General features: G+C 66.6%; 28 protein-coding genes and 1 pseudogene. 18 read left to right on the forward strand and 11 right to left on the reverse strand.

Annotated features, from left to right (window positions below):
• Positions 1–88 precede the first annotated feature (88 nt).
• The 7 genes from MSM1_RS04005 to phoU all read left to right on the forward strand — a co-directional run bounded on the left by MSM1_RS04005 (position 89) and on the right by phoU (position 7072).
• The gene (locus MSM1_RS04005) at positions 89–499 is read left to right on the forward strand and encodes a metalloregulator ArsR/SmtB family transcription factor (protein WP_213440273.1); all 411 of its coding nucleotides are present in this window, start codon (positions 89–91) and stop codon (positions 497–499) included.
• A gap of 121 nt (positions 500–620) precedes the next feature.
• Positions 621–824, forward strand: coding sequence for a zinc transporter Slc39a7 (locus tag MSM1_RS04010; protein WP_213440274.1), 204 nt, complete (start codon positions 621–623; stop codon positions 822–824).
• Positions 825–1060: 236 nt separating this feature from the next.
• Complete coding sequence (locus MSM1_RS04015) at positions 1061–1645, forward strand: TetR/AcrR family transcriptional regulator (protein ID WP_213441380.1); 585 nt, start codon at positions 1061–1063, stop codon at positions 1643–1645.
• Positions 1646–1793: 148 nt separating this feature from the next.
• Positions 1794–2807 carry an acyl-ACP desaturase gene (locus MSM1_RS04020; protein ID WP_213440276.1) on the forward strand — a complete coding sequence of 338 codons (1014 nt, stop codon included), beginning with the start codon at positions 1794–1796 and terminating at the stop codon, positions 2805–2807.
• Positions 2808–2812: 5 nt separating this feature from the next.
• The gene (gene dusB / locus MSM1_RS04025) at positions 2813–3946 is read left to right on the forward strand and encodes a tRNA dihydrouridine synthase DusB (protein WP_213440278.1); all 1134 of its coding nucleotides are present in this window, start codon (positions 2813–2815) and stop codon (positions 3944–3946) included.
• A 200-nt stretch (positions 3947–4146) separates the two neighbouring features.
• Positions 4147–6294: an LCP family protein gene (locus MSM1_RS04030; RefSeq protein ID WP_213441382.1), complete on the forward strand. Its 2148-nt coding sequence runs from the start codon at positions 4147–4149 to the stop codon at positions 6292–6294.
• A gap of 109 nt (positions 6295–6403) precedes the next feature.
• Entirely contained in the window at positions 6404–7072 is a 669-nt protein-coding gene (gene phoU, locus MSM1_RS04035; RefSeq protein WP_213440279.1) for a phosphate signaling complex protein PhoU, read from the forward strand.
• Positions 7073–7101: 29 nt separating this feature from the next.
• Here the strand turns inward: phoU and pstB are convergent, their stop codons facing one another.
• The 6 genes from pstB to MSM1_RS04065 form a co-directional block, all read right to left on the reverse strand.
• Complete coding sequence (pstB, locus tag MSM1_RS04040) at positions 7102–7878, reverse strand: phosphate ABC transporter ATP-binding protein PstB (RefSeq protein ID WP_213440280.1); 777 nt, start codon at positions 7876–7878, stop codon at positions 7102–7104.
• Positions 7879–7887: 9 nt separating this feature from the next.
• On the reverse strand, positions 7888–8802 hold the full coding sequence (gene pstA / locus MSM1_RS04045) for a phosphate ABC transporter permease PstA (RefSeq protein ID WP_213440281.1): 915 nt from the start codon (positions 8800–8802) through the stop codon (positions 7888–7890).
• The gene (pstC, locus tag MSM1_RS04050) at positions 8799–9824 is read right to left on the reverse strand and encodes a phosphate ABC transporter permease subunit PstC (RefSeq protein ID WP_213440283.1); all 1026 of its coding nucleotides are present in this window, start codon (positions 9822–9824) and stop codon (positions 8799–8801) included. The genes pstA and pstC overlap by 4 nt, the downstream gene beginning before the upstream one ends.
• A gap of 83 nt (positions 9825–9907) precedes the next feature.
• The gene (gene pstS, locus MSM1_RS04055; RefSeq protein ID WP_307857273.1) at positions 9908–11020 is read right to left on the reverse strand and encodes a phosphate ABC transporter substrate-binding protein PstS; all 1113 of its coding nucleotides are present in this window, start codon (positions 11018–11020) and stop codon (positions 9908–9910) included.
• A gap of 147 nt (positions 11021–11167) precedes the next feature.
• Positions 11168–12103, reverse strand: coding sequence for a mycothiol synthase (gene mshD / locus MSM1_RS04060; RefSeq protein ID WP_213440285.1), 936 nt, complete (start codon positions 12101–12103; stop codon positions 11168–11170).
• On the reverse strand, positions 12100–12867 hold the full coding sequence (locus tag MSM1_RS04065; RefSeq protein WP_213440287.1) for a response regulator transcription factor: 768 nt from the start codon (positions 12865–12867) through the stop codon (positions 12100–12102). The genes mshD and MSM1_RS04065 overlap by 4 nt, the downstream gene beginning before the upstream one ends.
• Positions 12868–13078: 211 nt before the next feature.
• Between MSM1_RS04065 and MSM1_RS04070 the strand changes: the two genes are divergently transcribed.
• From MSM1_RS04070 to MSM1_RS04105, 9 genes and pseudogenes are all read left to right on the forward strand, one after another.
• The gene (locus tag MSM1_RS04070; RefSeq protein WP_213440289.1) at positions 13079–13663 is read left to right on the forward strand and encodes an IS607 family transposase; all 585 of its coding nucleotides are present in this window, start codon (positions 13079–13081) and stop codon (positions 13661–13663) included.
• Entirely contained in the window at positions 13663–15042 is a 1380-nt protein-coding gene (gene tnpB / locus MSM1_RS04075; RefSeq protein WP_213441386.1) for an IS607 family element RNA-guided endonuclease TnpB, read from the forward strand. Before MSM1_RS04070 ends, tnpB begins: the two co-directional genes overlap by 1 nt.
• A gap of 73 nt (positions 15043–15115) precedes the next feature.
• The gene (gene lmeA, locus MSM1_RS04080; RefSeq protein ID WP_213441388.1) at positions 15116–15928 is read left to right on the forward strand and encodes a mannan chain length control protein LmeA; all 813 of its coding nucleotides are present in this window, start codon (positions 15116–15118) and stop codon (positions 15926–15928) included.
• Positions 15925–16344 (forward strand): thioredoxin family protein, encoded by a 420-nt coding sequence (locus tag MSM1_RS04085; RefSeq protein WP_213440290.1) that lies wholly within the window; start codon positions 15925–15927, stop codon positions 16342–16344. Before lmeA ends, MSM1_RS04085 begins: the two co-directional genes overlap by 4 nt.
• A gap of 29 nt (positions 16345–16373) precedes the next feature.
• Positions 16374–16457, forward strand: coding sequence for an Ms5788A family Cys-rich leader peptide (locus tag MSM1_RS22865; protein WP_374101689.1), 84 nt, complete (start codon positions 16374–16376; stop codon positions 16455–16457).
• A 78-nt stretch (positions 16458–16535) separates the two neighbouring features.
• A pseudogene (locus tag MSM1_RS04090) lies at positions 16536–16991 on the forward strand (DUF4395 domain-containing protein); the annotation flags it as partial.
• 155 nt (positions 16992–17146) lie between these two features.
• Positions 17147–17980: a sulfurtransferase gene (locus tag MSM1_RS04095; protein WP_213440292.1), complete on the forward strand. Its 834-nt coding sequence runs from the start codon at positions 17147–17149 to the stop codon at positions 17978–17980.
• Between the two features lie 2 nt (positions 17981–17982).
• Positions 17983–18285 carry a DUF1416 domain-containing protein gene (locus MSM1_RS04100; protein ID WP_213440294.1) on the forward strand — a complete coding sequence of 101 codons (303 nt, stop codon included), beginning with the start codon at positions 17983–17985 and terminating at the stop codon, positions 18283–18285.
• Positions 18286–18430: 145 nt separating this feature from the next.
• Positions 18431–19099: an FABP family protein gene (locus MSM1_RS04105; protein WP_213440296.1), complete on the forward strand. Its 669-nt coding sequence runs from the start codon at positions 18431–18433 to the stop codon at positions 19097–19099.
• Positions 19100–19126: 27 nt separating this feature from the next.
• Here MSM1_RS04105 and MSM1_RS04110 read toward each other — a convergent pair whose 3' ends face one another.
• Positions 19127–20005 (reverse strand): aminodeoxychorismate lyase, encoded by an 879-nt coding sequence (locus tag MSM1_RS04110; protein ID WP_213440297.1) that lies wholly within the window; start codon positions 20003–20005, stop codon positions 19127–19129.
• 90 nt (positions 20006–20095) lie between these two features.
• Between MSM1_RS04110 and MSM1_RS04115 the strand changes: the two genes are divergently transcribed.
• Positions 20096–21190: a folate-binding protein YgfZ gene (locus MSM1_RS04115; RefSeq protein WP_213440298.1), complete on the forward strand. Its 1095-nt coding sequence runs from the start codon at positions 20096–20098 to the stop codon at positions 21188–21190.
• A gap of 129 nt (positions 21191–21319) precedes the next feature.
• Positions 21320–21511 (forward strand): DUF3073 domain-containing protein, encoded by a 192-nt coding sequence (locus MSM1_RS04120; RefSeq protein ID WP_213440299.1) that lies wholly within the window; start codon positions 21320–21322, stop codon positions 21509–21511.
• Between the two features lie 92 nt (positions 21512–21603).
• On the opposite strand, the gene purM is transcribed toward MSM1_RS04120, so the two are convergent.
• From purM to MSM1_RS04140, 4 genes are all read right to left on the reverse strand, one after another.
• Entirely contained in the window at positions 21604–22686 is a 1083-nt protein-coding gene (gene purM / locus MSM1_RS04125) for a phosphoribosylformylglycinamidine cyclo-ligase (protein WP_213440301.1), read from the reverse strand.
• A 144-nt stretch (positions 22687–22830) separates the two neighbouring features.
• Entirely contained in the window at positions 22831–24396 is a 1566-nt protein-coding gene (purF, locus tag MSM1_RS04130) for an amidophosphoribosyltransferase (protein ID WP_213440302.1), read from the reverse strand.
• A gap of 92 nt (positions 24397–24488) precedes the next feature.
• Complete coding sequence (locus MSM1_RS04135) at positions 24489–24887, reverse strand: sterol carrier family protein (protein WP_213440303.1); 399 nt, start codon at positions 24885–24887, stop codon at positions 24489–24491.
• A 63-nt stretch (positions 24888–24950) separates the two neighbouring features.
• A complete protein-coding gene (locus MSM1_RS04140; RefSeq protein WP_213440305.1) occupies positions 24951–25283 on the reverse strand; it encodes a YnfA family protein in 333 nt (110 codons plus the stop codon).
• Positions 25284–25490: the final 207 nt, after the last annotated feature.

The following is a 25490-nucleotide window of genomic DNA, read 5'->3' on the forward strand; positions in this document are numbered from 1 at the left end:
GGCAACAACTTCCGCACCGGGCCCTTGAGTGCGGCGACGACTTCCGCGCGGGCCTTGACAACGGCAACCGCTTTGCTATTATCTTCGTATGCATGCAGATAATAAAGAACGGAGGTTGCCTGAGGATCAGGTCAGCCTGGTCGTTGAGGTGTTCCGGATGCTGGCCGACCCGACCCGCGTGCAGGTGTTGTGGTCGCTGACCGACCGCGAAATGTCGGTCAACGAGCTCGCCGAACACGTCGGCAAGCCCGCGCCGTCGGTCTCACAGCACCTCGCGAAGCTGCGGATGGCCCGCCTGGTGCGCCCCCGTAGAGAGGGAACCACGATCTTCTACAGCCTGGAAAACGACCACGTGCGCCAACTGGTCATCGATGCGGTCTGCAATGCCGAGCACGCCAGTCCCGGGGTTCCACGGCACCACCGCAGCCAGTCCGGTCTGGATGCCGGCCTGCACGCAGTTGCCCTACATGCCGATGCCCAACCCGTGCAAAGCCGGTGAGCCACTCATGCGCCGGCCTGACCCGTCGACGGCCATGGCTTATCGTGGCCGGCCAACATCCATCACATCGTTAGATCGCCAGATCGTAAGTCAGACACAAGGATAGAAGGAAAGGATGATCATGACCACACAGCACACCCACGAGGCGCCGCACTCGCACGACCATCAGCACGGTGGCGTTTCCCACGTCCACGCCCACACCGCCCACGAGCACGAGCATGTCGAGCACGAGCACACTCACACCCACGACGACGGGACCCAGCACACCCATGCGCACGTGCACCAGTCGGGGGTGGAGGAAGCCCACAACCACACCCACGGGTAATCCCGCGCCGTCGCGCCGGACCTGGCGACCAGGTGGTGGGCCGCAGCTCTGCTGGGCGCCCCGGGGATGCGCGGGCGGGCCCGGTGCGCCCCGCGGATACCCCGGTGTGGGGGCCCGATCCTCGGCGGTGCCCATGCTGGCCGGCGAGCGCGCCTAGACGTATGTTGAGTCATTGGCGAGGTTTCTCGCCGACACACCACGGTGAGACACGGTGAGGAGTGTTGCTGAGGAGTGATGTGCCGTCCGGTCAACGAGGGGGTCGCTGGTCCGGAGTCCCTCTGGAAGATCGCCAGGCATTGCGCCGAGACAGGCTCATCGCCGCCGGGGTGCAGCTGCTGGGCGGCACGAACGGCCCGGCGCTGACCGTCCGTGCCGTCTGTCGCGAGGCGGGCCTAACCGAGCGCTACTTTTACGAAAGCTTCGCCGACCGTGACGAATTCGTGCGTGCGGTATACGACGATGTGTGTAGGCGCGCGATGGCGGCTCTGGACTCGGCGGGCACTGCGCGCGAGGCCGTGGAACGGTTCGTCACGCTGATGGTGGACGATCCGGTTCGGGGGCGCGTGTTGCTGCTGGCACCGGCGGTGGAACCGGTGCTGACCCGCTCGGGCGCCGAATGGATGCCCAACTTCATCGAATTGCTGCAGCGCAGGCTGACCCGAATCGGCGACCCGGTGCTGCAAAGCATGGTCGCCACCAGCTTGATCGGCGGGCTGACCGCCCTGTTCACCGCATATCTGAACGGGCGGCTGGCCGCCACCCGCAGCCAGTTCATCGACTACTGCGTCGACATGCTGCTCACCCGCGCCGCGACCTGCTAGGGCGAGCAGTCGCAAAAGCCCCTTTTCCCTCGGCGTGTCGGAGACATTTGCGACTGCTCGGCACGCCGACAGCGGGCCGAACTTGTATGCTACCGGAATACACAGATATATTGACTGGCACCAACAGACACAGATAAAGGGAGGCGCCGTGCCGGACCCGCAAGACCTGGACCTGTTGCGTGAACTCGAGCCCGTTGTCGAGAAGAACCTCAACCGGCATCTGAGCATGCACAAGAACTGGAACCCGCATGACTACATCCCGTGGTCGGACGGCAAGAACTTCTACGCGCTGGGCGGGCAGGACTGGGACCCTGAGCAGTCCAAGCTTTCCGACGTCGCGCAGGTGGCGATGGTCCAAAATCTGATGACCGAGGACAATCTGCCCTCCTACCACCGCGAGATCGCGATGAGCATGGGCATGGACGGCGCCTGGGGTCAGTGGGTGAACCGCTGGACCGCCGAGGAGAACCGGCACGGGATCGCGCTGCGCGACTACCTGGTGGTAACCCGCGCCGTTGACCCCGTCGAGCTGGAGAAGTTGCGCATCGAGGTGGTGAACCGCGGCTTCAGCCCGGGCCAGAACCACCAGGGTGACCTGTTCGCCGAGAACATCTTCGACTCGATTCTCTACGTGACGTTCCAGGAACTCGCCACCCGCGTCTCACACCGCAACACCGGCAAAGCATGCAACGACAAGGTCGCCGACCAGCTGATGGCCCGGATCTCGCACGACGAGAACCTGCACATGATCTTCTACCGCGACCTCAGCGAAGCCGGCCTGGAGATCGCGCCGAACAAGGCGATGCGGGCGTTACACCGCGTTCTGCGCAACTTCAAGATGCCCGGGTTCACGGTGCCGGAGTTTCGCCGCAAGGCGGTGATGATCGCCGTCGGCGGCGTATACGACCCGCGCATCCACCTCGACGAGGTGGTGATGCCGGTGCTGAAGAAGTGGCGCATCTTCGAGCGTGAGGACTTCACCGGCAAGGCAGCCGAGTTGCGCGATGACCTTGCCGTGCTGATGAAGGAACTCGAGGTGGCCTGCGAGAAGTTCGAGGTCTCCAAGCGGCGCCAACTGGAGCGGGAAGCCCGCACGGGCAAGAAGATGACCGCCTACGAGCTGCATAGAACCGAGGGCAAGCTCACGATGAGCCGCCGGTAGCGCCGTTGCGAATCGGCTCGATCGCGCCGCGCAGCCCCGTGGTGCTGGCCCCCATGGCCGGGGTCACCAACGTCGCATTCCGGACCCTGTGCCGTGAGCTCGAGCAAGCCAAGGTTGGCACGGTCAGCGGGCTGTACGTCTGCGAGATGGTGACCGCGCGCGCCCTGGCCGAACGCCATCCCGCCACGATGCGGATGACGGCGTTCTCCGACGGGGAGTCACCGCGATCGCTGCAGCTTTACACCGTTGACCCCGCCACGGCGTACACGGCCGTCAAAATGATCGCCGACGAAGGCCTGGCCGACCACGTCGACATGAACTTCGGCTGCCCGGTGCCCAAGGTCACCCGCCACGGCGGCGGCGCGGCGCTGCCGTTCAAGCGGCGGCTTTTCGGGCAGATCATCGCGGCGGCCGTCCGGGCCACCGCGGGCACCGAGATACCGGTGACCGTCAAATTCCGGATCGGTCTCGACGATCACCACCACACCCACCTCGAGGCGGGTCACATCGCCGAAAACGAGGGCGCGGCGGCGGTCACTCTGCATGCCCGTACTGCGGCGCAGCGCTACTCCGGGACCGCTGACTGGTCACAGATTGCCCGGCTCAAAGAACACGTAACCACCATCCCGGTGCTGGGCAACGGGGACATTTTCACCCCCAGCGATGCGCTGGCGATGATGGCCGTCACCGGATGCGACGGCGTCGTCGTCGGCCGCGGGTGCTTGGGTCGGCCATGGCTCTTCGCGGAGCTGTCGGCCGCCTTCACCGGCGGCGCGGCACCGGCCCCGCCGACGCTTGGCGAGGTAGCCGCCATCATCGGCCGGCATGGCGCCCTGCTGGCCGCGCATTTCGGCGAAGACAAGGGGATGCGTGATCTGCGTAAGCACATCGGCTGGTATCTGCATGGCTTTCCGGTGGGATCGGCGTTGCGGCGGGCGTTGGCGCTGGTTAACACACTCGACGAGCTCGAGCTGCTGCTGAGCCGGTTGGACGCCAACGCGCCGTTTCCCGCCGCGGGATACGGGCCGCGGGGCCGGCAGGGCTCACCCGCGCGCGTGGCCCTGCCCGAGGGTTGGCTGAACGACCGCGATGACTGCACGGTGCCGAGCCGGGCGGACATCATGCACTCCGGTGGCTGAACGGCGATGGTCTCGACGTCGCGGCGCCGTGGAAGTCTCAGTACCATGTGGTATTTGTTGCAACTCGCTCCGGCGGTGGTGCGCTGTCCGCGCCGCACGCTCGAGCATGACGGCTAGGCGCGACCTGAGGATGGCGTGGTTGGCGGCACTGCGCAGTTGTGCGCACGGAAGCGGCGGGCGGTTTCGGGGGCCGGCAGGCGATGAGTGACGGCCATGACGCCTTCGCCGATCGCGGGCGCGCACCCGGTGCCGACGACGCGGATGACCGGTTCGCCCGCACCCCGCGGCGATCGCTGGGCGCCGCGCCCTGGGAACGATTCGCCGCGGTCCCGTCACGTGGTTTCGCCGGTACCCGCCAACGGCTGGAGGCCGCCGCGCCCGACCGGGGAGAGGGCCACACCCGGGCCTCCGGCTGCCACACCACCGGTGAGCTCACGGTCGCCGACCTGATCGCCAAGCTTGGGAGCCCGGCCGCCGGCCAGCCCCGACATCGCCGCGCCGTGCCGGACGCCGAACCAGTGGACACCGGGCCGCGAGGATCGTTCCGACCAGATGGCCCGCAACGCACGGGTCGCACGATCACCCCGTCGCCTGACGGCCCCGACCCCCTCTCGGATCCGGCCGATCTCGACCCCGCCGATTACCCGGATGACCCCCAGTACCACCGCGAACCCGGGCAAACCGCCGTGCTGCCGACGGCATCGGCGCGGGTGGCGCCGGTGCGCATCCGGGCGGCGGCTACCCAGGAGCCGCCACCCGAACCCAAAGCCGCACCCCGGCGCCGCCCGGTCTTGCTGGCCGGCAGAGCGATAGCAGCGTTGTTTGCGGTGGCGGCGCTGGCCCTGACCGGCGGGGCATGGCAATGGAGCACCTCGAAGAACAATCGCCTCAACACGGTCGTCGCGCTGGACCCGCAGTCACACGACATCGTCGACCCCGGCGCGCAGCTCGGCGACGAGAACTTCTTGATCGTCGGCGTCGACAGCCGCGCTGGGGCGAACAGTCAGATGGGCGCCGGCGACACCGAAGAAACCGGGGGCTCCCGATCCGACACCGTCATGCTGGTCAACATTCCCGCGAGCCGCAAACGTGTTGTCGCCGTGTCGTTCCCGCGTGACCTCGCGATCACCCCGACTCGGTGCGAGGCCTGGAATCCGGACACCGGCGCCTACGGTCCGCTCTACGACGCGGACACCGGAAAATACGGCCCCCGATACGTTTACACCGAGACCAAGCTGAACTCGGCCTACGCGTTCGGCGGCCCGAAGTGCCTGGTGAAGGTCATCCAGAAGCTCTCCGGCCTTTCCATCAACCGTTTCATCGCCATCGACTTCGTCGGCTTCGCCAAGATGGTCGACGCGCTCGGCGGCGTCGAGGTGTGCACCCCGGCCCCACTGCAGGACTACAAGCTGGGCACGGTGCTCGCCCACAGCGGACGTCAAGTCATCGACGGGCAAACCGCGCTGAACTATGTGCGCGCTCGCTCGGTCACCACCGAGGACAACGGCGACTATGGCCGCATCAAACGCCAGCAGCGGTTCTTGTCCTCGCTGCTGCGCTCACTGATCTCCAAGAACACCTTTTCCAGCCTCACCAAGCTCAACAACGTCGTCAACATGTTCATCAGCGAAAGCTACGTCGACAACGTCAAGACCAAAGATCTGGTGGACCTCGGCCAGTCGATGCAGGGGGTGACCGCCGGGCACATCACGTTCGTGACCGTCCCAACCGGCGAAACCGACGAGAACGGCAACGAGCCACCCCGCACGGCCGACATGCGGGCGCTGTTCGACGCCATCATCAACGACGATCCGTTGCCCAAAGAAAACGATCAGAACGCCCAGAGCCCCGGATCGGAGCCGGCGGGATCGGCGCCGGCCACCAAATCGACCGCCGGCACACCACCGACGCACCACCCCGAAAGTCCCGAACAGCTCCAGGCGGTGACCACCGCTCCGCAGGACGTCACGGTGCAGGTGTCCAACTCCACCGGCAAGTCCGGCCTGGCCACCACCGCCACCAACGAGTTGGCTCGCCGCGGCTTTAAGGTCTTGGCCCCGGATGACTACCCCAGCCCGTTGAAATCAACCACGGTGTTCTTCTCACCCGGCAACGAGCAGGCGGCGGTCACGGTGGCATCGACGCTGGCCAATCCCAAAATCGAACGGGCCACCGGGAGCGGCCACGTCGTTCAGGTGGTGCTGGGCCCGGACTTCTCCTCGATTACCGCTCCCCCGCCGAGCGGCTCGTCGGTGCGGGTGCTCGTCGACCGCAACCCCGGCAGCGCACCGGCCAAGCTGCCCGAGGATCTGACCGTCACCAACGCCGCCGACACCACCTGCAAGTAGCCCCGCCGACGACCGGTACCACGGTGGAGCTGCTCCGTTGCCGACATTCATCGGTAATTCATCGCGCACGTGCTGCACCGCCGACGGTTGACCACGTACCCTGGACCACATGCGGGCCGCCTACCAAGAGCAACTCTCGGAATTGACCGGTCTGCTCGGCGAGATGTGTGAGCTGGCCGGGGTTGCCATGGAACGGGCAACGCAGGCACTGCTGCAGGCCGATCTGGTGCTGGCCGAGCAGGTTATCTCCGACCACGATCGGATCTCGGAGCTGAGCACCCGCGCCGAGGAAAGCGCCTTCGTGCTGCTGGCGTTGCAGGCGCCGGTCGCCGGTGATCTGCGCGCGATCGTGAGCGCTCTGCAGATGGTCGCCGACATCGACCGGATGGGCGCGCTGGCCCTGCACGTCGCCAAGATCGCCCGCCGTCGGCATCCCCAACACGCGCTGCCCGAAGAGGTCAACGGTTACTTCGCCGAAATGGGAAGGGTTGCGGTCGAATTAGGTAACAGTGCCCAGGAGGCCCTGTTGACTCGTGACCCCCAAAAGGCCGCCCAAATCCGCGACGAAGACAAAGCGATGGACGATTTGCACCGCCACCTGTTCACGGTGCTGATGGATCGCGAATGGAAACACGGCGTGGCGGCGGCCGTCGACGTGACGCTGCTGGGCCGGTTCTACGAACGGTTCGCCGATCACGCCGTCGAAGTGGGGCGGCGGGTTGTGTTCCAGGCGACGGGCCGCTTCCCCGAGGACGACAAGGTGCCGGCCTCAGGGTAGGCCCCCCATCCGGGGCGATCACGCCCCGGTTAACCGAAGCGTCCGGAAATGTAGTCCTCGGTGGCCTTCTGGGTGGGGTTGGAGAAGATCTTCTCGGTGTTATCGATCTCCACCAGCCGGCCCGGCTTTCCGACCGCTTCCAGGTTGAAGAAGGCGGTCTGGTCGCTTACCCGCGCGGCCTGCTGCATGCTGTGGGTGACGATGACGATGGTGTATTCCTGCTTGAGTTCTGCGATCAGGTCCTCGATCGCCATGGTTGAGATGGGGTCGAGCGAGGAACACGGCTCGTCCATCAACAACACATCGGGTCGAACGGCGATGGCCCGCGCGATACACAACCGCTGTTGTTGCCCCATCGACAACCAAACCCCGGGCTTGTGCAATCGATCTTTGACCTCGTTCCAGAGGTTCGCGCCTCGTAGCGCGTATTCCGCCGTTTCATCCAGCACCTTGCGATTGCGCACCCCTTGCAGCTTTAGCCCGGCCACCACGTTGTCACGAATCGACATGGTGGGAAACGGGTTCGGTCGCTGAAACACCATCCCGACGGCCCGGCGCACACCAACGGGGTCTACACCGGGCGCGTAGATGTCCTGGTCGTCGAGCAGGACCGTGCCCTCCACCCGAGCGCCCGGGATGACCTCGTGCATGCGGTTGAGGGTGCGCACCACCGTCGTCTTCCCGCAGCCCGACGGGCCGATGAACGCGGTCACGCTGCGCGGCAGAATCGACAAGGACACATCGGCAACCGCATGAAACGATCCGTAATAGACATTGAGCCCCTTTAGATCCAACCGCTTAGCCACCGAAAGCCCCTAAAACCTCTTGGGAGCAAATATTTTAGCGACTATCCTGGCCGTGACGTTGACCGCGGCGATCAGCACGATCAACGTCAGTGCGGCACCCCAGAGCCGCTCGGTGGGAATCGAACTGACGCCAGCACCGGCTGATGTCTGGTCATACATCATTCCCGGAAGCGAGCCCATAAACCCGGTGAACATATTGAAGTTAATCGCCGGCGAGTAGCCCACCAGGATCAACAGCGGTGCCGTCTCACCCATCACCCTAGCCAGTGCCAGCAGAATGCCGGTGATAGTTCCCGACAGCCCCGTGGGAATCACAACCATAGCAATGGTTTTCCACTTCGCCACACCCAGCGCGTAGCTGGCCTCGCGCAGGTCCAGGGGCACGATCCGCAGCATCTCCTCGGTCGCCCGCACGATCACCGGGATCATCAACAACACCAATGCCAGCGACACCGCGAACCCGGAGCGGGGAAGCCCCAGTGTGGCGACGCAAAGCGCGTAGATGAACAACGCCGCCACAATCGACGGCACCCCGGTGAGAATATCCACCATGAAGGTGGTCAGTCTGCCCAGGCGGGTTCCGCCACCGTATTCGACCAGAAAGATCGCGACCAAGACGCCGATCGGGATGGCGATGATCGCGCATACCAAACCCAGCAACACGGTGCCGACGATCGCGTGGTAGGCACCTCCACCGGTGATGAACGGTGTCATCCCGGCCTGGGAATGTGTCCACCACGCACCGGAGACGACTGCCCGAAAGCCCTTGGCGACCACCGAGTACAGCACCCACAGCAGCGGCACGAGCGCGACGGCCATGGACAGGGTGGCCAGCACGGTCACGAGGTGGTCGACGACGCGGCGATGCCGGCTGACTCCGGGGATTGTCCGGGCCTTGACGGGGCGGTCCAACATCGACGTCATCGGGTTCCTTTCCCGGTGGCAGCGGCGCGTGCCAGTGCGTTGACCACGAAGGTGAGCACGAAAAGCACCAAGCCGGCGGCGACGTAGGCCCCGGCCTTGTACTGGTCGTTGAATTCCGAAGCGGTAGAGGCGATCTTGGTGGCGAAGGTGTAACCACCGTCGAATAGCGACCAGCCGAACCGCTGTTGGGTGCCACGCAAGATGATCAGCAGCGCGATCGTCTCACCGAGGGCACGGCCCAGGCCCAGCATCGCGCTGCTGATGTAACCGGACCGGCCGAACGGCAACACCGCGATTTTCACCACTTCCCACCGGGTTGCGCCGAGCGCCAGCGCGGCCTCGATGTGACTCTGGGGTGTCTGAACGAACACTTCGCGGGTGACCGCGGTGATGATCGGCAGGATCATCACCGCGAGCACGATCCCTCCGGTGAAGATGGTGCCGCCGCCGGCCACCGACACGTTGCCCGAGCGGAACAGAAAGCACCAACCCAGGTTCTCGTTGAGCCACGTTGCAATCGGCCGCAACCGTGGTGCCAGCACGTATAGGCCCCAGGCGCCGTAAATGATCGACGGCACCGCGGCCAGCAGGTCGACCATGTAGGCCAGCGGCCCGACAACTCGCCGCGGTGCGTACTGGCTAAGAAAAATTGCGATGCCCAAGGCTATCGGCATCGCCAGAGCCAGCGCGAACAGTGCCACGTAAACCGTCACCTCGATTAAATCGAGGATTCCGAAGTGCATCGCCGCGGTGTTGGTGGTGACCCAATTGCCGCCGTAGCTGAAAAAGTTCTCTTCGTTGCGAGCCAGGGCCGGTATCGCGCGCCACAGCAAAAACACGCCGATCGCGCCGATCAGGACGACGATCAGGACACCGGAGCCCACTGCCAGCACTCGAAATATGCGATCGCCCAAGGGTGGTTTGGCTTTGCCCCACGGGCTGAGTGGCGCAGGGGCGGGCTGAAGAACGGGCACAGCGACGACATCGGCCGAACCCGCATCCGCTGGATTTGGTGTGCTCATTGCGGTCCCATCGATTCCCACACGTTTCGGTCTGCCTTTCATCGTTCGGCGCCGTCACGGACAGGTCAATTGCTTCATACGAATTATTGGATCGCGTTGATGGCAGCCACGAGCCGGCGTTTGAAGTTATTGGGCAAAGGGACGTACCCGGCCTGGGAAAGGCCGCTTTGGCCATTGTTGGCGGCGGCCATCAAAAACGACTTCACCGCGGCAGCGGTGCCCGGATCGTAGCCCTTCGAGCAGACGATTTCGTACGTCGCCAGCATCACCGGGTAGGCCCCAGGCTCTTTGGCGGTGTACAGCGAGCTCAGGTCCAAGATCAAATCGTCACCCTTCCCGGCGAACGTAACGCCGTCAATGGCCGTGCGTGCCGCTTCCTCGGTGAGCTGGACCGTCTGGCCGCCGACGTGAATCCGGGCGTAGGGCATGCGGGCTTGATCGGCAAAGCCTTTCTCCACGTAGCCGATGGCGCCCGGGCTCGCCCGGACCGCTTGCACGACCCCCGCCGATTTCTGCGCGCCTTCGCCCACGCCGCCCTGGAACTCGGTGCCGCCACCCTTGCCCCAGCTCTCGGGGGCAGCGGCGGCCAGGTAGTTCTGGAAATTGTCGGTCGTACCCGAAGAGTCTGACCGGTAGACCGGTGTGATCCCGGCGTCGGGCAGGGCAACCCCGGGATTCAGCGCGGTGAGGGCCGGATCGTTCCAGGTGGTGATCGCACCGCTGAAGATCTTGGCCAGCACGTCGGCGTTGACGACGAGTGGGTTGACGCCTGCCAGGTTGTAGACCAGCGCGATCGGCCCGAATACCAGTGGCAGGTGCCAAGCAGGATGCCCCGCGCAGCGCTTGACCGCGGCGTCGATCTGCCGGGGGGCCAGCGGCGCGTCGGAGCCAGCGAAATCAACATGACCGGCGATGAACTGCTCACGGCCCGCGCCCGAGCCGGTCGGGTTGTACGACACGTTCTTGCCGGGGCACAGCTGGCCCCACACCCGGTTGAACACCGCGATCGCGTTCTGTTGGGCGGTCGACCCCTCAGCGGTCAGCTCACTCTTGCCACCGCAGCTGATCTGCGCAGCCGCCCCCGATGCTCTCGTTGCCGCCGCGCCGACATTGTCATCGCTGCCGCACGCGGTCAACGTCATAGTCGCCGCCGCCGAAACCACCGCGACTGCTTTGCCAACCGTATTGAGCCTCACCTGATCTCACTCTCGTTACGCTGGCCGCCCGGCTTTCACGTGACTTTTCGGATATCGAATTCGCCCGAGAGCGTGCCGGGGCTATCGGGAACGTATGTCGCGCTGGTGGCCGAAACCAACATGGACGGTGAACAGGGGGTAAACAGCTCAGCTCGCCGCGCCGAGTGTCGCCGCGTAGGCGGTATCCACGCTGTGCCGGGTGAAACCCAGGCGCTGATAGATGCGAATCGCGGCCCTGTTGTCCGACGCCACATAGAGCATCACCGTGGGTGCCTCCGCACCGGCCAGCCGGCGCGCCAGCCACGCGACGCCAACCGCCGTCAAGGCCCGACCGAGCCCGCGACCCTGTGCCGCGGGGTCGACGCCGACAATGTAGACCTCACCCAGGCCTGGCCGGTCGGAATGGACCTTGGTCCAGTGAAAGCCCAGCAGCCTGCCCGTTTTCTCGTCGAAGGCCAAAAACAGTCCGCGCGGATCGAACCAGGGCTCGCTGCGCCGCTCCGCTAGATCGGCCTCGACCCAGCCGCCCTGCTCCGGGTGACCGGCGAATGCGGCATTGTTGACCCGCAGCAGCTCGGCGTCATCGGTCGCGCCCGCGTAGCTTCGGAATCGCACCCCGCGTACCCGGCCGAGGGCCGCCAGGTCCCCGATGTCGCGCAGCGAGCGTCGCATCTGCATCAGCTCGCGGACCGGCACCAGACCCAGCGCCGAAGCGGTTGCCCGCGCCGGTATCAGGGTGCCGTGCGCCCAGAAATGCGCCCGCCCGCCCGTCTTCGCCAGCGCGGCACGGACCAGCGCGGTGCCAATCCCGCGCCGACGAGACCGCGGGTGAACCACCAACTCCGCCATCGGGGCAACCCCAGCACGCGAGCTGAGATTGAGGTAGCCGATGAGAATGCCGGCTGCGGCGTCCGCCTGCGGGTCGGTGACCAGCAGATGCTGGGTGCGTTCGTGGGCTACTTCGCGCAGCACCTGCTCACCTACGGGTGCTACGCCATCGAATTCGCTTGCGATATCGACAAGTTCGCGCACCTGCTGCTGCTCATCGGCGGTCAGGGCGCAGCGCCACAGATACCGCGTCACTGACTGGGTAGCGGATGGGCCAGCGGATCGTGACCGCGGTTCTGTTCGGGTTCGGTGTCTGCGGTGTTATCGGACTCCCCGCCGGGCGGTCGCCCACGAACCGGCCGCACCGCCTTGTACCCCACGTTGCGGACGGTGCCGATCAACGATTCATGCTCGGGCCCGAGCTTGGCCCGCAGCCGCCGTACATGGACGTCGACAGTCCGGGTGCCGCCGAAAAAGTCGTAGCCCCACACCTCATGCAGCAGTTGCGCGCGGGTGAACACCCGCCCGGCGTGCTGCGCCAGGTATTTCAGCAGTTCAAACTCCTTGTAGGTGAGATCCAGCGGACGGCCACGCAACCGCGCGGTATAGGTGCTCTCGTCGATCACCAGGTCCCCTAAGCTCACCTTGTCCGCGCTTTCCTGGCCGGCCAGGTCGCTGCGCCGGCCGTTCACGAGCCGCAGCCGGGCATCAATCTCGGCGGGCCCGGTGCTGGGAAGCAGGATGTCGTCGAGCCCCCAATCGGCGTTGACCGCCACCAGTCCCCCCTCGGTTACCACCGCCACTAGGGGAACCAGCCTTGCGGTGTTGCCCAGTAACCGGCACAGACCGCGCGCTGCCGCCAAATCCAGGCGAGCATCGACGATCACCACGTCTGCGTCTTTTGCGTCCAGCAAAGATGAGACGTTGGGCGGTGCCGTCCGCACGGTGTGGGAAAGCAGCGACAACGACGGCAAGACCGAGTCGGCGTGCGCCTCGGCGGTGAGCAACAGCAGTTCCAACTGGCCCCTCCAGCGCCCGGGAAAGGCGTCTCCCGGTTGTCTCCCGGTTCGTGGCTACCTCGTTAACGGCAGGTCAACTAACGATAGCGTGCCACCTGGCCATTAGCCCCGCTCGGCGTCCGGCGGCCCGCGCTGCGCTCCGCGGAGGGCTGCTAGCTGTTGCGGGTTGAGTGGTCGGTAGTTGTCGGTGGTGTGCTGTAGGAACAGAAGCATGAATCTGGCGGCGTGGGCGGAGCGAAACGGTGTGGCGCGGGTGACTGCGTATCGCTGGTTTCGCGCTGGGTTGTTGCCTGTCCCGGCGCAGCGAGTGGGTCGGCTCATTCTGGTGAACGATGCGGTAGCCGAGACGGCCCCGCGTAGACGGACGGCGGTGTATGCGCGGGTGTCGTCAGCGGATCAGAAAGCTGATCTGGATCGGCAGGTGGCGCGGGTGACCGCGTGGGCCACGACCCAGCAGATCGCCGTCGACAAGGTCGTGACCGAGGTTGGTTTTGCGCTCAACGGGCATCGCCGCAAGTTTCTTACTCTGTTACGCGATCCGGCGGTGACGCGAATCGTGGTGGAGCATCGGGATCGGTTCTGCCGGTTCGGCTCTGAGTACGTCGAAGCCGCACTCGCCGCCCAGGGCCGTGAGCTGGTGGTGGTCGACTCGGCCGAGGTTGACGATGACCTGGTGCGGGATATGACAGAGATTCTGACCTCGATGTGCGCTCGACTCTATGGCAAACGCGCGGCGGCCAACCGTGCTGGTCGTGCCGTGGCTGCTGCTGCAGCCGATGACGCGGAGGCGGCCTGATAGCCAGATTCGAGGTGCCCGACGGCTGGTGTGTGCAGGCGTTTCGGTTCACGCTGGACCCGACAGATGACCAGGCCCGCGCGTTGGCGAGGCATTTTGGCGCCCGACGCAAGGCGTTCAACTGGACCGTGGCCACCCTGAAAGCCGACATCGAAGCGTGGCACGCAACCGGGATCGCGACCGCGAAGCCGTCGCTGCGGGTGCTGCGCAAACGCTGGAACATCGTCAAGGACGAGGTGTGCGTCAACGCCGAGACCGGGGCTGTGTGGTGGCCGGAATGCTCGAAAGAAGCCTACGCCGATGGCATCGACGGCGCGGTTGAGGCGTACTGGAACTGGCAGACGTCGCGGGCGGGCACGCGGGCCGGCAAGCGTGTCGGCTTCCCGCGTTTCAAGAAGAAGGGACGCGACGCCGATCGGGTGTCGTTTTCGACCGGGGCGATGCGGGTCGAGCCCGATCGGCGACACCTGACGCTGCCGGTGATCGGCGCTGTCCGCACACATGAGAACACCCGCCGCGTCGAGCGTCTTATCGCCAAAGGCCGGGCGCGGGTGCTGGCGATTACGGTGCGGCGCAATGGCACCCGTCTGGATGCGGGTGTGCGGGTGCTCGTGCAGCGCCCGCAGCAACCCAAGGTTGCGCAGCCCGACTCACGGGTGGGTGTTGATGTCGGGGTCCGCCGGCTGGCGACGGTCGCCGACGCTGACGGTGTCGTGATCGAGCGGGTTGAGAACCCACGCCCGCTTGATGCCGCGCTGCGGCAGCTGCGCCATGTTTCCCGTGCCCGGTCGCGCTGTGTGAAAGGTTCACGCCGTTACCGTGAGCGCACCACCGAACTGTCCCGGCTGCACCGCCGGGTCAACGATGTCCGCACCCATCACCTGCATGTCCTGACAACGCGTTTGGCCAAAACCCACGGCCGAATCGTTGTCGAAGGTTTGGACGCGGCGGGAATGCTGCGGCAAAAGGGCCTGTCGGGGGCGCGCGCCCGCCGGCGCGGCCTCTCCGATGCGGCCCTGGGCACCCCGCGCCGGCACCTGTACTACAAGACGGGCTGGTACGGATCGCAGTTGGTGGTCGCTGATCGCTGGTTCCCGTCGAGCAAAACCTGCCATCAATGTGGGCATGTGCAAGACATCGGCTGGGACGAACATTGGCTATGCGACGCCTGCTTGGCACGTCACCAGCGTGACGACAACGCCGCGGTCAACCTCGCACGCTCCGAGGAAACGGTTAGCGTCGTCGGCCCAGTTGGGGCCGCCGTCAAGCGTGGAGCCGACCGTAAGACCGGGCCTCGCCCGGCAGGTGGCTGTGAAGCGCGGAAGGGACGCAGCCGCAAGGCTGCAGAACAACCCCGAGATGGGGTGCAAGTCGCGTGATCACTAGAGATCACTCACTTGCAACGGGCGGCCCGTTAGCCCCGTTCGGCGTTCGGCGGCCGTGCGGCAGAATATGCGGGTGCGCAAGGTGCTGATGGGTGTGGCCGGGGCGGTGCTCGCGGTAGCCGTTGCCGTCACCGCGGCCATCGTCGTGGATTTTGGGACCAGCATCTATGCCGAATACCGGCTGTCGCGCGCCGTGCGGGAGGCCGCCGGCCTGGGATCGGATCCGTTTGTCGCCATCTTGGGAATCCCGTTCATCCCCCAGGCGATCAGCCATCACTACAACGAACTGGAGATCAAGGCCAACGCCGTCGACCATGCGATGGTCGGCAAGGCCACACTCGAGGCCACCATGCACTCGATCAACCTGGCCTATGCATCGTGGCTGATCAAGCCTCATGCGAAGCTTCCCGTCGGCAAACTCGAGAGCCGCATCATCATCGACTCCGTTCACCTGGGGCGGTATCTGGGTATCAGCGACCTGATGGTCGAAGCACCGCCGCAAGAAACCAACGACGCCACCGGCGGCACCACCGAGTCGGGGATCTCCAGCAGTCATGGCCTGGTGTTTACCGGAACGCCGAAGTCAGCCAACTTCGACAAGCGGGTCAGCGTGTCCGTCGACCTCTCCATGGCCGGCGACGACCGAACCACCCTGGTGTTCACCCCCACCGGCATCCTGACCGGCCCGGACACCGCCGACCAGAAAGTTCCGGTCGATAAGAAGGATGCGGTGCTCGCGGCGTTCCGCCAGCGGTTGCCCGATCAGAAGCTCCCATTCGCGGTGGCGCCCACCGCCCAGGGGGCCCGCGGCTCAGATGTCATCATCGAAGGCATCACCGAGGGGGTCACGATCACGCTCGACGAGTTTAAGCAGTCATGATCACCGCCATCGTCGCGATAGTCGGCGCCGGAGCGCTGTCGGCCGCGGTCGGCTGGCTGCTCACCCGGCATTCCGGACGGCTGCGGGAAACCGTTCCAGACCCGGGTCCAAGCGACGCGGAGCCCGCAACTCTGGGCTTGTCCGACTCCGGCCCGACGGTCGTGCATTTCAGTGCCCCCTGGTGCGGACCATGCGCCCTGGTGCGCCGGGTGGTCAGCCAGGTCTGCGGTGACCTCGGTGACGTGGCCCATGTGGAGGTCGATTTGCAGGCCAATCCGCTGGCCGCGCGCCGGCTTTCGGTGCTCTCGCTACCGACGACGGTGATCTTCGACGCCAACGGCCGGCAGCGGTACCGCGCCGTCGGCGTCCCCAGCGCAGACGATTTGCGGTCGGCCCTAAAACCCCTATTGGCGTGACCGCTACCTCATTGGGTAAGCTGTCCGCCGTGTCAGCCCGCCTGGAGCCCATGCTCACCAAGCGCCGCGCTATCGATTTGTGCCGCGTCGCGGGTTGTTGTTGTAGCTGCTGAGTAGCCGCGCCTTCCGGGCCGTGCTCGAAGCAGCCGTTGTGGTCTGCTTTCCCTTCCCGTATCAACAGGAGTAGCTGCGTGTCGACCACCAACACCATCGCCCAGGTAGACGTGCGGGGGCCGCGGTTTGCCGCGTGGATGACCGCGGCGGTTCTGGTGGGGACGTTGGCCATCTCGGGATGCAGCAGCGGGGCCGCCGCCGTGGTTTTGGCCTTGCAGGCCGCCGTCTTTGGCATCGGCGCCCGCTATGGGCCGCGCCGACACCCCTACGGGTGGTTGTTTCGCGCCGCCGTTGCGCCTCGGCTGGGCCCAGTAGGTGAGCGCGAACCGGTGCCCCCGCTGAAGTTCGCGCAATTGCTCGGCTTTGTCTTCGCGGTCGCCGGCACGGCCGGCTTCGCCGCCGGCATTCCGCTGCTAGGGGTCATCGCCACCGGGGCTGCGCTAGCGGCAGCCTTCCTGAACGCGGCCTTTGGCATCTGCCTGGGCTGTCAGCTCTACCCCCTCATCGCGCGCCTGCGACACGCCGCGCGCGCTGACGACGCACCACGTGCGATCGCGCGTGCGGCAGCCGGGCAACCAGGTCGAGCCCGGCCGCGACGCGAGTCCCAACGGCCCGAGAAGGAGCCGGGGTGTCCCGGCCCGACCCGGGTAACCCCGTTTTCCCCGTAAACAACCGAAAGGAACCCGCCATGGCACGCTCCGATGTCCTGGTCTCTGCCGACTGGGCGGAGAGCAATCTCGACACGCCCGGCGTCGTCTTTGTCGAGGTGGACGAGGATACCACCGCCTACGACAAAGGGCATATCGCCGGCGCGGTCAAGCTGGACTGGCGTACCGATTTGCAGGACCCAGTCCGGCGCGACTTCGTCGACGCCCAGCAGTTCTCCAAACTGCTCAGCGAGCGCGGTATCGCCAACGACGACACCGTGATCCTCTACGGCGGCAACAACAACTGGTTCGCCGCCTACGCGTACTGGTATTTCAAGCTGTACGGCCACGCCGGCGTCAAGCTGCTCGACGGCGGCCGCAAGAGATGGGAGCTCGACGGCCGCCCGCTATCCACTGACGCGGTCAACCGGCCGGTCACGCGGTACACGGCGAAGCAGCCGGACAACAGCATCCGGGCGTTTCGGGACGAGGTGATCGCGGCAATCAACGTCAAGAATCTGGTCGACGTGCGCTCCCCGGAGGAGTTTTCCGGAAAGATCCTGGCGCCTGCGCATCTGCCGCAGGAACAAAGCCAGCGGCCCGGTCACATTCCCGGCGCGATCAACGTGCCGTGGAGCAAGGCCGCCAACGAAGACGGCACCTTCAAGTCCGATGATGAGCTGGCCAAGCTGTACGCCGACGCCGGGTTGGACGGGTCAAAGGAGACCATCGCCTATTGCCGGATCGGCGAGCGGTCCTCGCACACCTGGTTCGTGCTGCGCGAACTGCTCGGACACCGAAATGTCAAGAACTACGACGGCAGTTGGACCGAATACGGCTCCCTGGTGGGAGTCCCGATCGAGTTGGGAAGCTGACTATGTGCACACCGCCAACACAAGGACAGACGCTGCCGGCCAGCGTTGACCTGGAGAAGGAGACAGTGATCACCGGCCGTGTCGTGGACAGTTCCGGTGCGCCCGTGGCGGGCGCGTTCGTTCGGCTGCTGGACTCTGCTAACGAGTTCACCGCCGAGGTCGTGGCGTCGGCCACCGGTGACTTCCGGTTTTTCGCCGCGCCCGGAACCTGGAGGCTGCGCGCGCTCTCGGCGGCCGGTAACGGCGACGCCGTGGTGACACCGTCGGGTGCGGGTCTTTACGAGGTCGACATCAAGATCGCCTGACGAACCGGTCGGCGAACCCAGGCGCCGCCACAGGCCGATTAGACTCGTCGCGTGGTGCTGTTTTTCGAGATCATGCTGGTCGCCTCGATCGGGGCGATCGCGTGGTTAGGGCTGTACGCGCTGTACCGACTCATCACCGACAGTCGTGACCGCTAACGAGCATGCCGACCGGCCGGCCCGCCCTCTGGGCTCGGGCAGTCGTGCGGTCGCCGCTGCGGCGGAACGCGCCAAACTGACCGCGGCCCGCAACATCCCGGTCTTCGACGATCTCCCGGTCCCCGCCGACACCGCCAATCTGCGCCACGGCGCAAACCTGCACGATGCCCTGCTGGCGCTGCTGCCCCTGGTCGGCGTCTGGCGGGGCGAGGGTGAAGGTCGTGACGCTCACGGCGACTACCGCTTCGGCCAGCAGATCGTTGTCTCGCACGACGGCGGGGACTATCTGAACTGGGAAGCTCGATCGTGGCGGCTGAGCGCGTCCGGGGACTACCAGGGACCGGACCTCCGGGAGACCGGCTACTGGCGCTTCGTCAACGACCCCTCCGACCCGACGGAGTCGCAGGCCATCGAGTTACTGCTGGCGCACTCGGCCGGCTACGTCGAGCTGTTCTACGGCTGCCCGCGCACGCAGTCGTCGTGGGAGCTGGTTACCGACGTGCTGGCACGCAGCAAATCCGGAGTGCTGGTCGGCGGCGCCAAGCGCCTCTACGGCATCGTCGAGGGCGGGGACTTGGCCTACGTGGAGGAGCGTGTCGACGCTGATGGCCGGCTGGTGCCGCGGCTGTCGGCGCGGCTGTCGCGGTTCGCCGGATAACGGCACGGGCATTTCCCAAGCCACTCCTCAGCGGTCGCTGACGATCGCAGCGTCGACGAGTTCGGCAAACTCGGCAGCCATGACGGCCCGGGGCAACGGCTGGCCGTCCAGGGTGTGCACGCGCGCGGCCAGCGTCATCGCGGACACCAGCCAGATCCCCTGCGCGGCAAAAAGGTCGGCGACCCGGAGGGCGCGGTAGTCGCAGTCGTAGCCCTTGGCGCGGGCGACCTCGAATAGCGCTTGCTGGGTGGTGCCGCGCAAGATCGGGTGCCAGGGCGGCGGGGTGAGCAGGCCCGGCGCACCATCGACGTCGGCGGCGATCACCACCGTTGAGCGCGGGCCTTCCAGGACGTAGCCGTCGGAGCTGACGAAGATCACGTCATCGGAGCCTTGCCGGGCGGCATACCGCAGGGCGGCCATGTTGACGGCGTAAGACAGCGTTTTGGCGCCGGCAAGCAGCCACGGCATCTCGTCGGCACCGACGGCACGCAGCCCGCGCTGTAGGGTGATCGCGGCCACCCCGTCGCGGCGCACCGTCGCGACCCGCTGCGGCAAGGCGTTGACCATAACGTAGGCCGTGGGCGTCGAGCCGCTCTCCCGGCCACGGCTGTAGATCAGCCGCATCGCACCCTCGTCGGCGGTGCCCATTGCCCACTGGTTTGCTGCCCTGTCGATCGCGTGCCGCCACTCCGGCAGCTCCGGCTCGGGCAAATCCATCAGCTTGGCGGAGTAGGCCAGGCGCCGCAGATGCGCCTCGACCAGGCAAGCCCGGCCATCGCGGACCAGAAGCGTCTCGAAGACGCCGTCGCCACGCACCACGGCGAGGTCGTCCGCGCACAGCAGCGGGGTGCCCGCGGCGAGTACCTCGCCGCGGAGCGTAACGACGACACCCGTTTGGCCTGCCATTGACGAGAAGCCTAACGTGACGGCGATACGGGCCGGCACGGCCCGGGAAAAGCATCCGGCGCCAGCCCCGCAGCCCCGTAGAGTGGGGATGTGACCGCAGTTTTTGCCCCCGATGCCGGACCCGACGCGGGCGCGGTCTGGCACTACGGCGACCCGCTGGGTGAGCAGCGCGCGGCGGACACCGATGCCGTGCTGATCGACCGTTCGCACCGCGCCGTGCTCGTGTTGACCGGCGCCGATCGCCAAAGCTGGCTGCACAGCATCTCAACGCAGCATGTCAGCGAACTCCCGGAAGGGGCCAGCACGCAAAACCTGATCCTCGATGCGCAGGGCCGGGTCGAGGACCATTGGATTCAGACAGAATTGCGGGGCACCACCTATCTCGATACCGAGCCGTGGCGGGGTGAGCCGCTGCTGGCCTATCTGCGCAAGATGGTGTTTTGGGCCGAGGTCTCTCCGGGCGCTGCCGAGATGGCGGTGCTCTCGCTGCTGGGTCCGCGGCTGGCTGAGCCACGGGTGCTCGATGCGCTGGGCGTCGATGCCCTGCCCGCCACGGCGACGGCGACGGCGCTGGCCCACGGCGGTTTTGTGCGCCGGATGCCCGGTGCCCGTGACGACCGGATCGAGCTGGATGTCGTGGTGCCGCGGCCTGACTCGGTCGAGTTGAAGCGGCGTTTGACGGCGGTGGGGGTGCGGTTAGCCGGAGTCTGGACCTATGAGGCGCACCGGGTTGCGGCGCTGCGTCCGCGGCTCGGCGTCGACACGGATGACCGCACGATCCCACACGAAGTGGGCTGGATCGGCGGACCGGGTGTCGGGGCCGTCCATTTGAACAAGGGCTGCTATCGCGGGCAGGAAACCGTCGCGCGGGTGCATAACCTCGGCAAACCGCCCCGGATGCTGGTGCTGGTGCACCTCGACGGCTCGGCGGACCGGCCGTCCACCGGAGACACGGTGCTGGCCGGCGGTCGCGTTGTGGGGCGTCTCGGAACCGTGGTCGAGCACGTGGATCTTGGCCCGGTGGCGCTGGCCCTGCTCAAACGCGGTCTTTCGGCCGATGCCGCCCTGGTCACCGAAGGTGCGGGGCGGACCGCCGCGGTGATCGACGCCGATTCCCTGCCGCCGGCCGAGGGGCCCGGTGCCGGACGGCTGGCCGTGGACCGGTTACGCGGCGTCGCGCGATGAGCGTGACGGGGCCCATCCCGGCATCCGACCGCGGGGCACGGTAAACTGTCGGCAGGACAATAACGACACCGACAGATCGGAGCCGCCTGCTCGTTGGGCCGCTCCGTTATTGTGCGAGGGGGTTCCCCCATGGGCCGCGGCCGGGCAAAGGCAAAGCAGACCAAGGTTGCTCGAGAATTGAAGTACAGCTCCCCACAGACCGACTTCGAGCGGCTTCAGCGCGAGCTATCGGGATCGCGAGCGGACGAACCGGATCGGTCGGACGTCAGCTACCGGTTTTCCGACGAGATACGGGACGACGCGGACGACTGGCGCCGCTAAGGGCCGGTAACCGCCGGCCGTTCGCGCCGTTGTCCGGCCGGGGCTGCCCACCTCGGACCGTCCCGGTCCCCATCGTCGCCGCAGGTTCCCCGTTAGAAGCGGGGGTGCTCTCCGACGAGTCTGGCCCGCGGTCCCTCTTTACCGCCCTTGTTGACGGTTCCCAAGACCCAGCAGTCCAGGTGCCGGGCGGTCAGAATGGCCAGGGCGCGGTCGGTGTCCTCCGGAGCGACCACAGCGACCATACCCACCCCCATGTTGAACGTCTTTTCCATCTCCGCCCGGCTGACGCGCCCCCGCTGCGCGATCATCCCGAAAACGGGCGCGGGTGTCCACGTGCCGCGATCGACCTCGGCCACCAAGCCGTGGGGGATGACACGCTCTAGGTTGCCGGCCAGTCCACCTCCGGTGATATGGCTAAACGTGCGGACCTGGGTTTCGGCGGCCAGCGCCAGGCAGTCCTTGGCATAGATTCGGGTAGGCTCCAGAAGTTCTTCGCCCAGGGTGCGGCCGAACTCCTCCACGTAGCCGGTCAGGTTCATCCGGTCGATCTCCAGCAGCACCGCGCGGGCCAGCGAGTAGCCGTTGGAATGCAGACCGGAGGAGCCCATCGCGATGAGGACGTCCCCAGGTTTGACGCGGTCAGGTCCTAAAACATCGTCTGCCTCGATCACGCCGACGGCGGTGGCCGACAGGTCATAATGGGCCGGTTCGATCAGGCCCGGGTGCTCGGCGGTCTCACCGCCGAGCAGCGCAACACCGGCGCGCATACACCCATCGGCGATCCCGGCGACGATCGCGTTGAGCCGTTCTGGCACGATCCGGCCCACGGCGATGTAGTCCAACAAGAACAATGGCTCGGCGCCGCAGACCACGAGGTCATCGACCACCATCGCCACCAGGTCCAGGCCAACGGTGTCGTGTTTGTCCATTGCCTGGGCGACGGCCAGCTTGGTGCCCACACCGTCACTGGACGCGGCCAGCAGCGGTTCGCGGTAATCGCCGCGCAAAGCAAACAGTCCGGCGAATCCGCCCAGCTGGCTGCGTACTTCAGGCCGGGTGGCCTTGGCGGCGAGCGGCTTGAACAGTTCGACTGCGCGTTCACCAGCTGCTATGTCCACCCCGGCCGAGGCATAGGTGATGTTCTGATTGCCGGGGTGTTTTCCGCGGTCCGTCATCGCCCTACAGGCTACCGGCCCGTCGACCGCCGGTTGCCTACGCACACGGCAATCCGCGCGGGATCTGCGCGGCCGGCGCTACCCAGCCGGAGCCCCGATCCGCCGGCTTCGCGCCGTCGGCCGCCCCGTCATCGAGCAAGACCACTAAGGATGGCGCAGCGTGGCGGCGCTTTCGGTGTCGAGCGCGCTGTCCTCACCCTCGCGGCCGGCCTCGCCGCCCGCCCGGCCAGCAACGCCGGCGCCGCGTGCGGCGCTGGCAAGCATGTGCTCGATGACGTTTTTGCCCAGCGCGGTCTCGCCGGGCAACTCGATCGGATACTTGCCGTCGTAGCAGGCGGTGCAGAGCCGCGAGGCGGGCTGCTCGGCCGCGGCGATCAGGCCTGTCAGCGAGATGTAGCCCAAGGTGTCGGCGCCGATCGCGTGGCGCACCGCATCCAGCAGCTCGTTTTCGTCGTCGGCAGCGTTGGCGATCAACTCGGCCGGCGACGGGAAATCGATGCCGTAGAAGCACGGCCATTTCACCGGTGGTGAAGCGATACGCACGTGTACCTCAACGGCCCCTGCTTCGCGCAGCATTCGCACCAGGGCGCGTTGGGTGTTGCCGCGCACGATCGAGTCATCAACGACCACCAACCGCTTGCCGTGGATGACTTCTTTGAGCGGATTCAGCTTCAGCCGGATGCCGAGCTGCCGGATGGTCTGCGACGGCTGAATGAACGTGCGCCCGACGTACGCGTTTTTCATCAAGCCTTGCCCATAGGGGATGCCCGCCTCCCGGGCGTAGCCGATCGCGGCGGGGGTGCCCGATTCCGGAACGCCAATCACCAAGTCGGCGTCGGCCGGGCATTCGCGGGCCAGCCGGCGACCGATCTCGACTCGCGCGCCGTGCACCGAGCGGCCGGCGATCGTGCTGTCGGGCCGCGCCAGGTAGACGTACTCGAATACGCAGCCCTTAGGGGTGGGGCTGGCGAAACGGCTGGAGCGCACCCCGTCGGCGTCAATCGCCAGCAACTCGCCCGGCTCGATCTCCCGGACAAACGAGGCCCCGACGATGTCGAGCGCGGCGGTTTCGGAGGCCACTACCCAGCCATGATCCAGCCGGCCCAGCGACAATGGTCGCACCCCGTAGGGGTCACGGCAGGCGTACAAGGTGCTCTCGTCCATGAATGTCAGGCAAAACGCTCCCCGCACGGTCGGCAGCAGGTCCAGCGCCGCCTGCTCCAGGCTGAAGTCGGCGGCGCCGTGGGCCAGCAGCGCACCGAGGAGATCTGAGTCGGTGGTGGCCGCACCCGGCACCCGCGGATGGATCAACCCCGCCTCGCGGGCCCGGGCAAGCAGTGCGGCGCTGTTGACCAAGTTTCCGTTGTGCCCCAACGCGACCCCGGTGCCAGCCGCTGTGGTGTGAAACACCGGCTGGGCGTTCTCCCACGTGGGGTGACCGGTGGTGGAGTAGCGGCAGTGCCCGATGGCGACGTGGCCCTCCATGGCCGCCAGCGTCTGCTCGTCGAACACCTGGCTGACCAGGCCCAGATCTTTGAACACCAGCACCTGTGCGCCGTCGGCGACGGCGATCCCGGCGGCCTCCTGACCGCGGTGCTGCAAGGCGTACAAGCCGTAATAGGTGAGCTTGGCGACGTTTTCTCCGGGGGCCCAGACACCGAAAACACCGCATTCTTCGCGGGGGGAGTTCTCGAACTCCGGTGTGGTCACGGTCGGCGCTACTCCCTAGGCCGGGGTGCTAACGACAGCGAGTCTACGTGCAAAGCCGCCGACGGCGAACCGGCACTCGCCGTGTCGTGTCATCAATCTCGGCCGCCGAGGTTCACGATGGGCAGCCGCGACGCGATGGCACCGGCGCGCGATCCCGACAGCCGCAGCGCTCCCGTCGACACCGCCTCTGGAAACGGCAGCAGGCCCGTGGCCACCAGCAGCCAGGTCCGGGGATCGGCCTCCACCACGTTGGGAGGAGTCCCGCGGGTGTGCCGGGGCCCGGCGATGCACTGGACGGCGACAAACGGCGGCACTCTGACCTCGACGCTCGCCCCGGGTGCCAACGCGGCCAGGGTGCGCGCGGTAAGCCGAACGGCGGCGGCCAGCTCGGCCCGGTCGGGGGCGGGAACGGTGTCGTCGCGCAGCCACTGCGCGACAGCCAGGACGGCCTGGCGGGTCGTGGCGGGATCAGCCTTCTGACGGGTGGCCATGCCCCTATGGTCTCAACGCCAAGACCGCACCGCTCACCGGATCAGATCGCGGGTGGCGACGGTTCAGGTACGGGGTGCGTACATGATCACGGCGACGCCGAGGAGGCATATGGCCGCACCGAGGTAGTCCCATCGGTCGGGGTGGAATTTGTCGACGAGCATGCCCCAAGCGAGTGATCCGGCGACGAAGATGCCGCCATAGGCGGCCAGGATCCGGCCGAAGTGCGGGTCGGATTGGAATGTTGCCGCGAAGCCGTAGGCGCCCAGGGCGACTATCCCGGCGAGGATCCATGCCGCACCGCGTTGTTCACGCCAGCCCTGCCAAACGAACCATGCGCCGCCGATTTCCGCGATTGCCGCGACGATGAAGAGCAGGATAGATCTGGCAACCGTCATAGCAGCGAGCGTACGCAGCCGAGATCGGTTACCTTGCGGGCTGTTCGCCCCACCTGCGCCCGGCTGGCCGGCTCGACCTGTGGGGTAACCTCACCGGCCATCGGCTGCAGTCCGGCGATCCCAGCGCCCACCGTCCAACTACCCCGAGCTGCCACGAGGACGTCGGTCTGCTGCCGGCGCCGGGCCGGCTAAGCGCCCGGGGCCGCC

Origin of the sequence: Mycobacterium sp. SM1, assembly GCF_018361265.1 — a bacterium.
GTDB lineage: Bacteria > Actinomycetota > Actinomycetes > Mycobacteriales > Mycobacteriaceae > Mycobacterium.

What these genes read in the sequence shown, in the direction of transcription:
- purM (WP_213440301.1), bottom strand. Translation starts at nt 22,686, where the DNA reads ATGACGGACCGCGGAAAACACCCCGGCAATCAGAACATCACCTATGCC.
- MSM1_RS04100 (WP_213440294.1), top strand. Translation starts at nt 17,983, where the DNA reads ATGTGCACACCGCCAACACAAGGACAGACGCTGCCGGCCAGCGTTGAC.
- lmeA (WP_213441388.1), top strand. Translation starts at nt 15,116, where the DNA reads ATGCGGGTGCGCAAGGTGCTGATGGGTGTGGCCGGGGCGGTGCTCGCG.
- MSM1_RS04010 (WP_213440274.1), top strand. Translation starts at nt 621, where the DNA reads ATGACCACACAGCACACCCACGAGGCGCCGCACTCGCACGACCATCAG.
- MSM1_RS04110 (WP_213440297.1), bottom strand. Translation starts at nt 20,005, where the DNA reads ATGGCAGGCCAAACGGGTGTCGTCGTTACGCTCCGCGGCGAGGTACTC.
- MSM1_RS04070 (WP_213440289.1), top strand. Translation starts at nt 13,079, where the DNA reads ATGAATCTGGCGGCGTGGGCGGAGCGAAACGGTGTGGCGCGGGTGACT.
- MSM1_RS04030 (WP_213441382.1), top strand. Translation starts at nt 4,147, where the DNA reads ATGAGTGACGGCCATGACGCCTTCGCCGATCGCGGGCGCGCACCCGGT.
- MSM1_RS04120 (WP_213440299.1), top strand. Translation starts at nt 21,320, where the DNA reads ATGGGCCGCGGCCGGGCAAAGGCAAAGCAGACCAAGGTTGCTCGAGAA.
- MSM1_RS04085 (WP_213440290.1), top strand. Translation starts at nt 15,925, where the DNA reads ATGATCACCGCCATCGTCGCGATAGTCGGCGCCGGAGCGCTGTCGGCC.
- pstA (WP_213440281.1), bottom strand. Translation starts at nt 8,802, where the DNA reads ATGACGTCGATGTTGGACCGCCCCGTCAAGGCCCGGACAATCCCCGGA.
- MSM1_RS04005 (WP_213440273.1), top strand. Translation starts at nt 89, where the DNA reads ATGCATGCAGATAATAAAGAACGGAGGTTGCCTGAGGATCAGGTCAGC.
- pstC (WP_213440283.1), bottom strand. Translation starts at nt 9,824, where the DNA reads ATGAGCACACCAAATCCAGCGGATGCGGGTTCGGCCGATGTCGTCGCT.
- phoU (WP_213440279.1), top strand. Translation starts at nt 6,404, where the DNA reads ATGCGGGCCGCCTACCAAGAGCAACTCTCGGAATTGACCGGTCTGCTC.
- MSM1_RS04095 (WP_213440292.1), top strand. Translation starts at nt 17,147, where the DNA reads ATGGCACGCTCCGATGTCCTGGTCTCTGCCGACTGGGCGGAGAGCAAT.
- MSM1_RS04140 (WP_213440305.1), bottom strand. Translation starts at nt 25,283, where the DNA reads ATGACGGTTGCCAGATCTATCCTGCTCTTCATCGTCGCGGCAATCGCG.
- MSM1_RS04135 (WP_213440303.1), bottom strand. Translation starts at nt 24,887, where the DNA reads ATGGCCACCCGTCAGAAGGCTGATCCCGCCACGACCCGCCAGGCCGTC.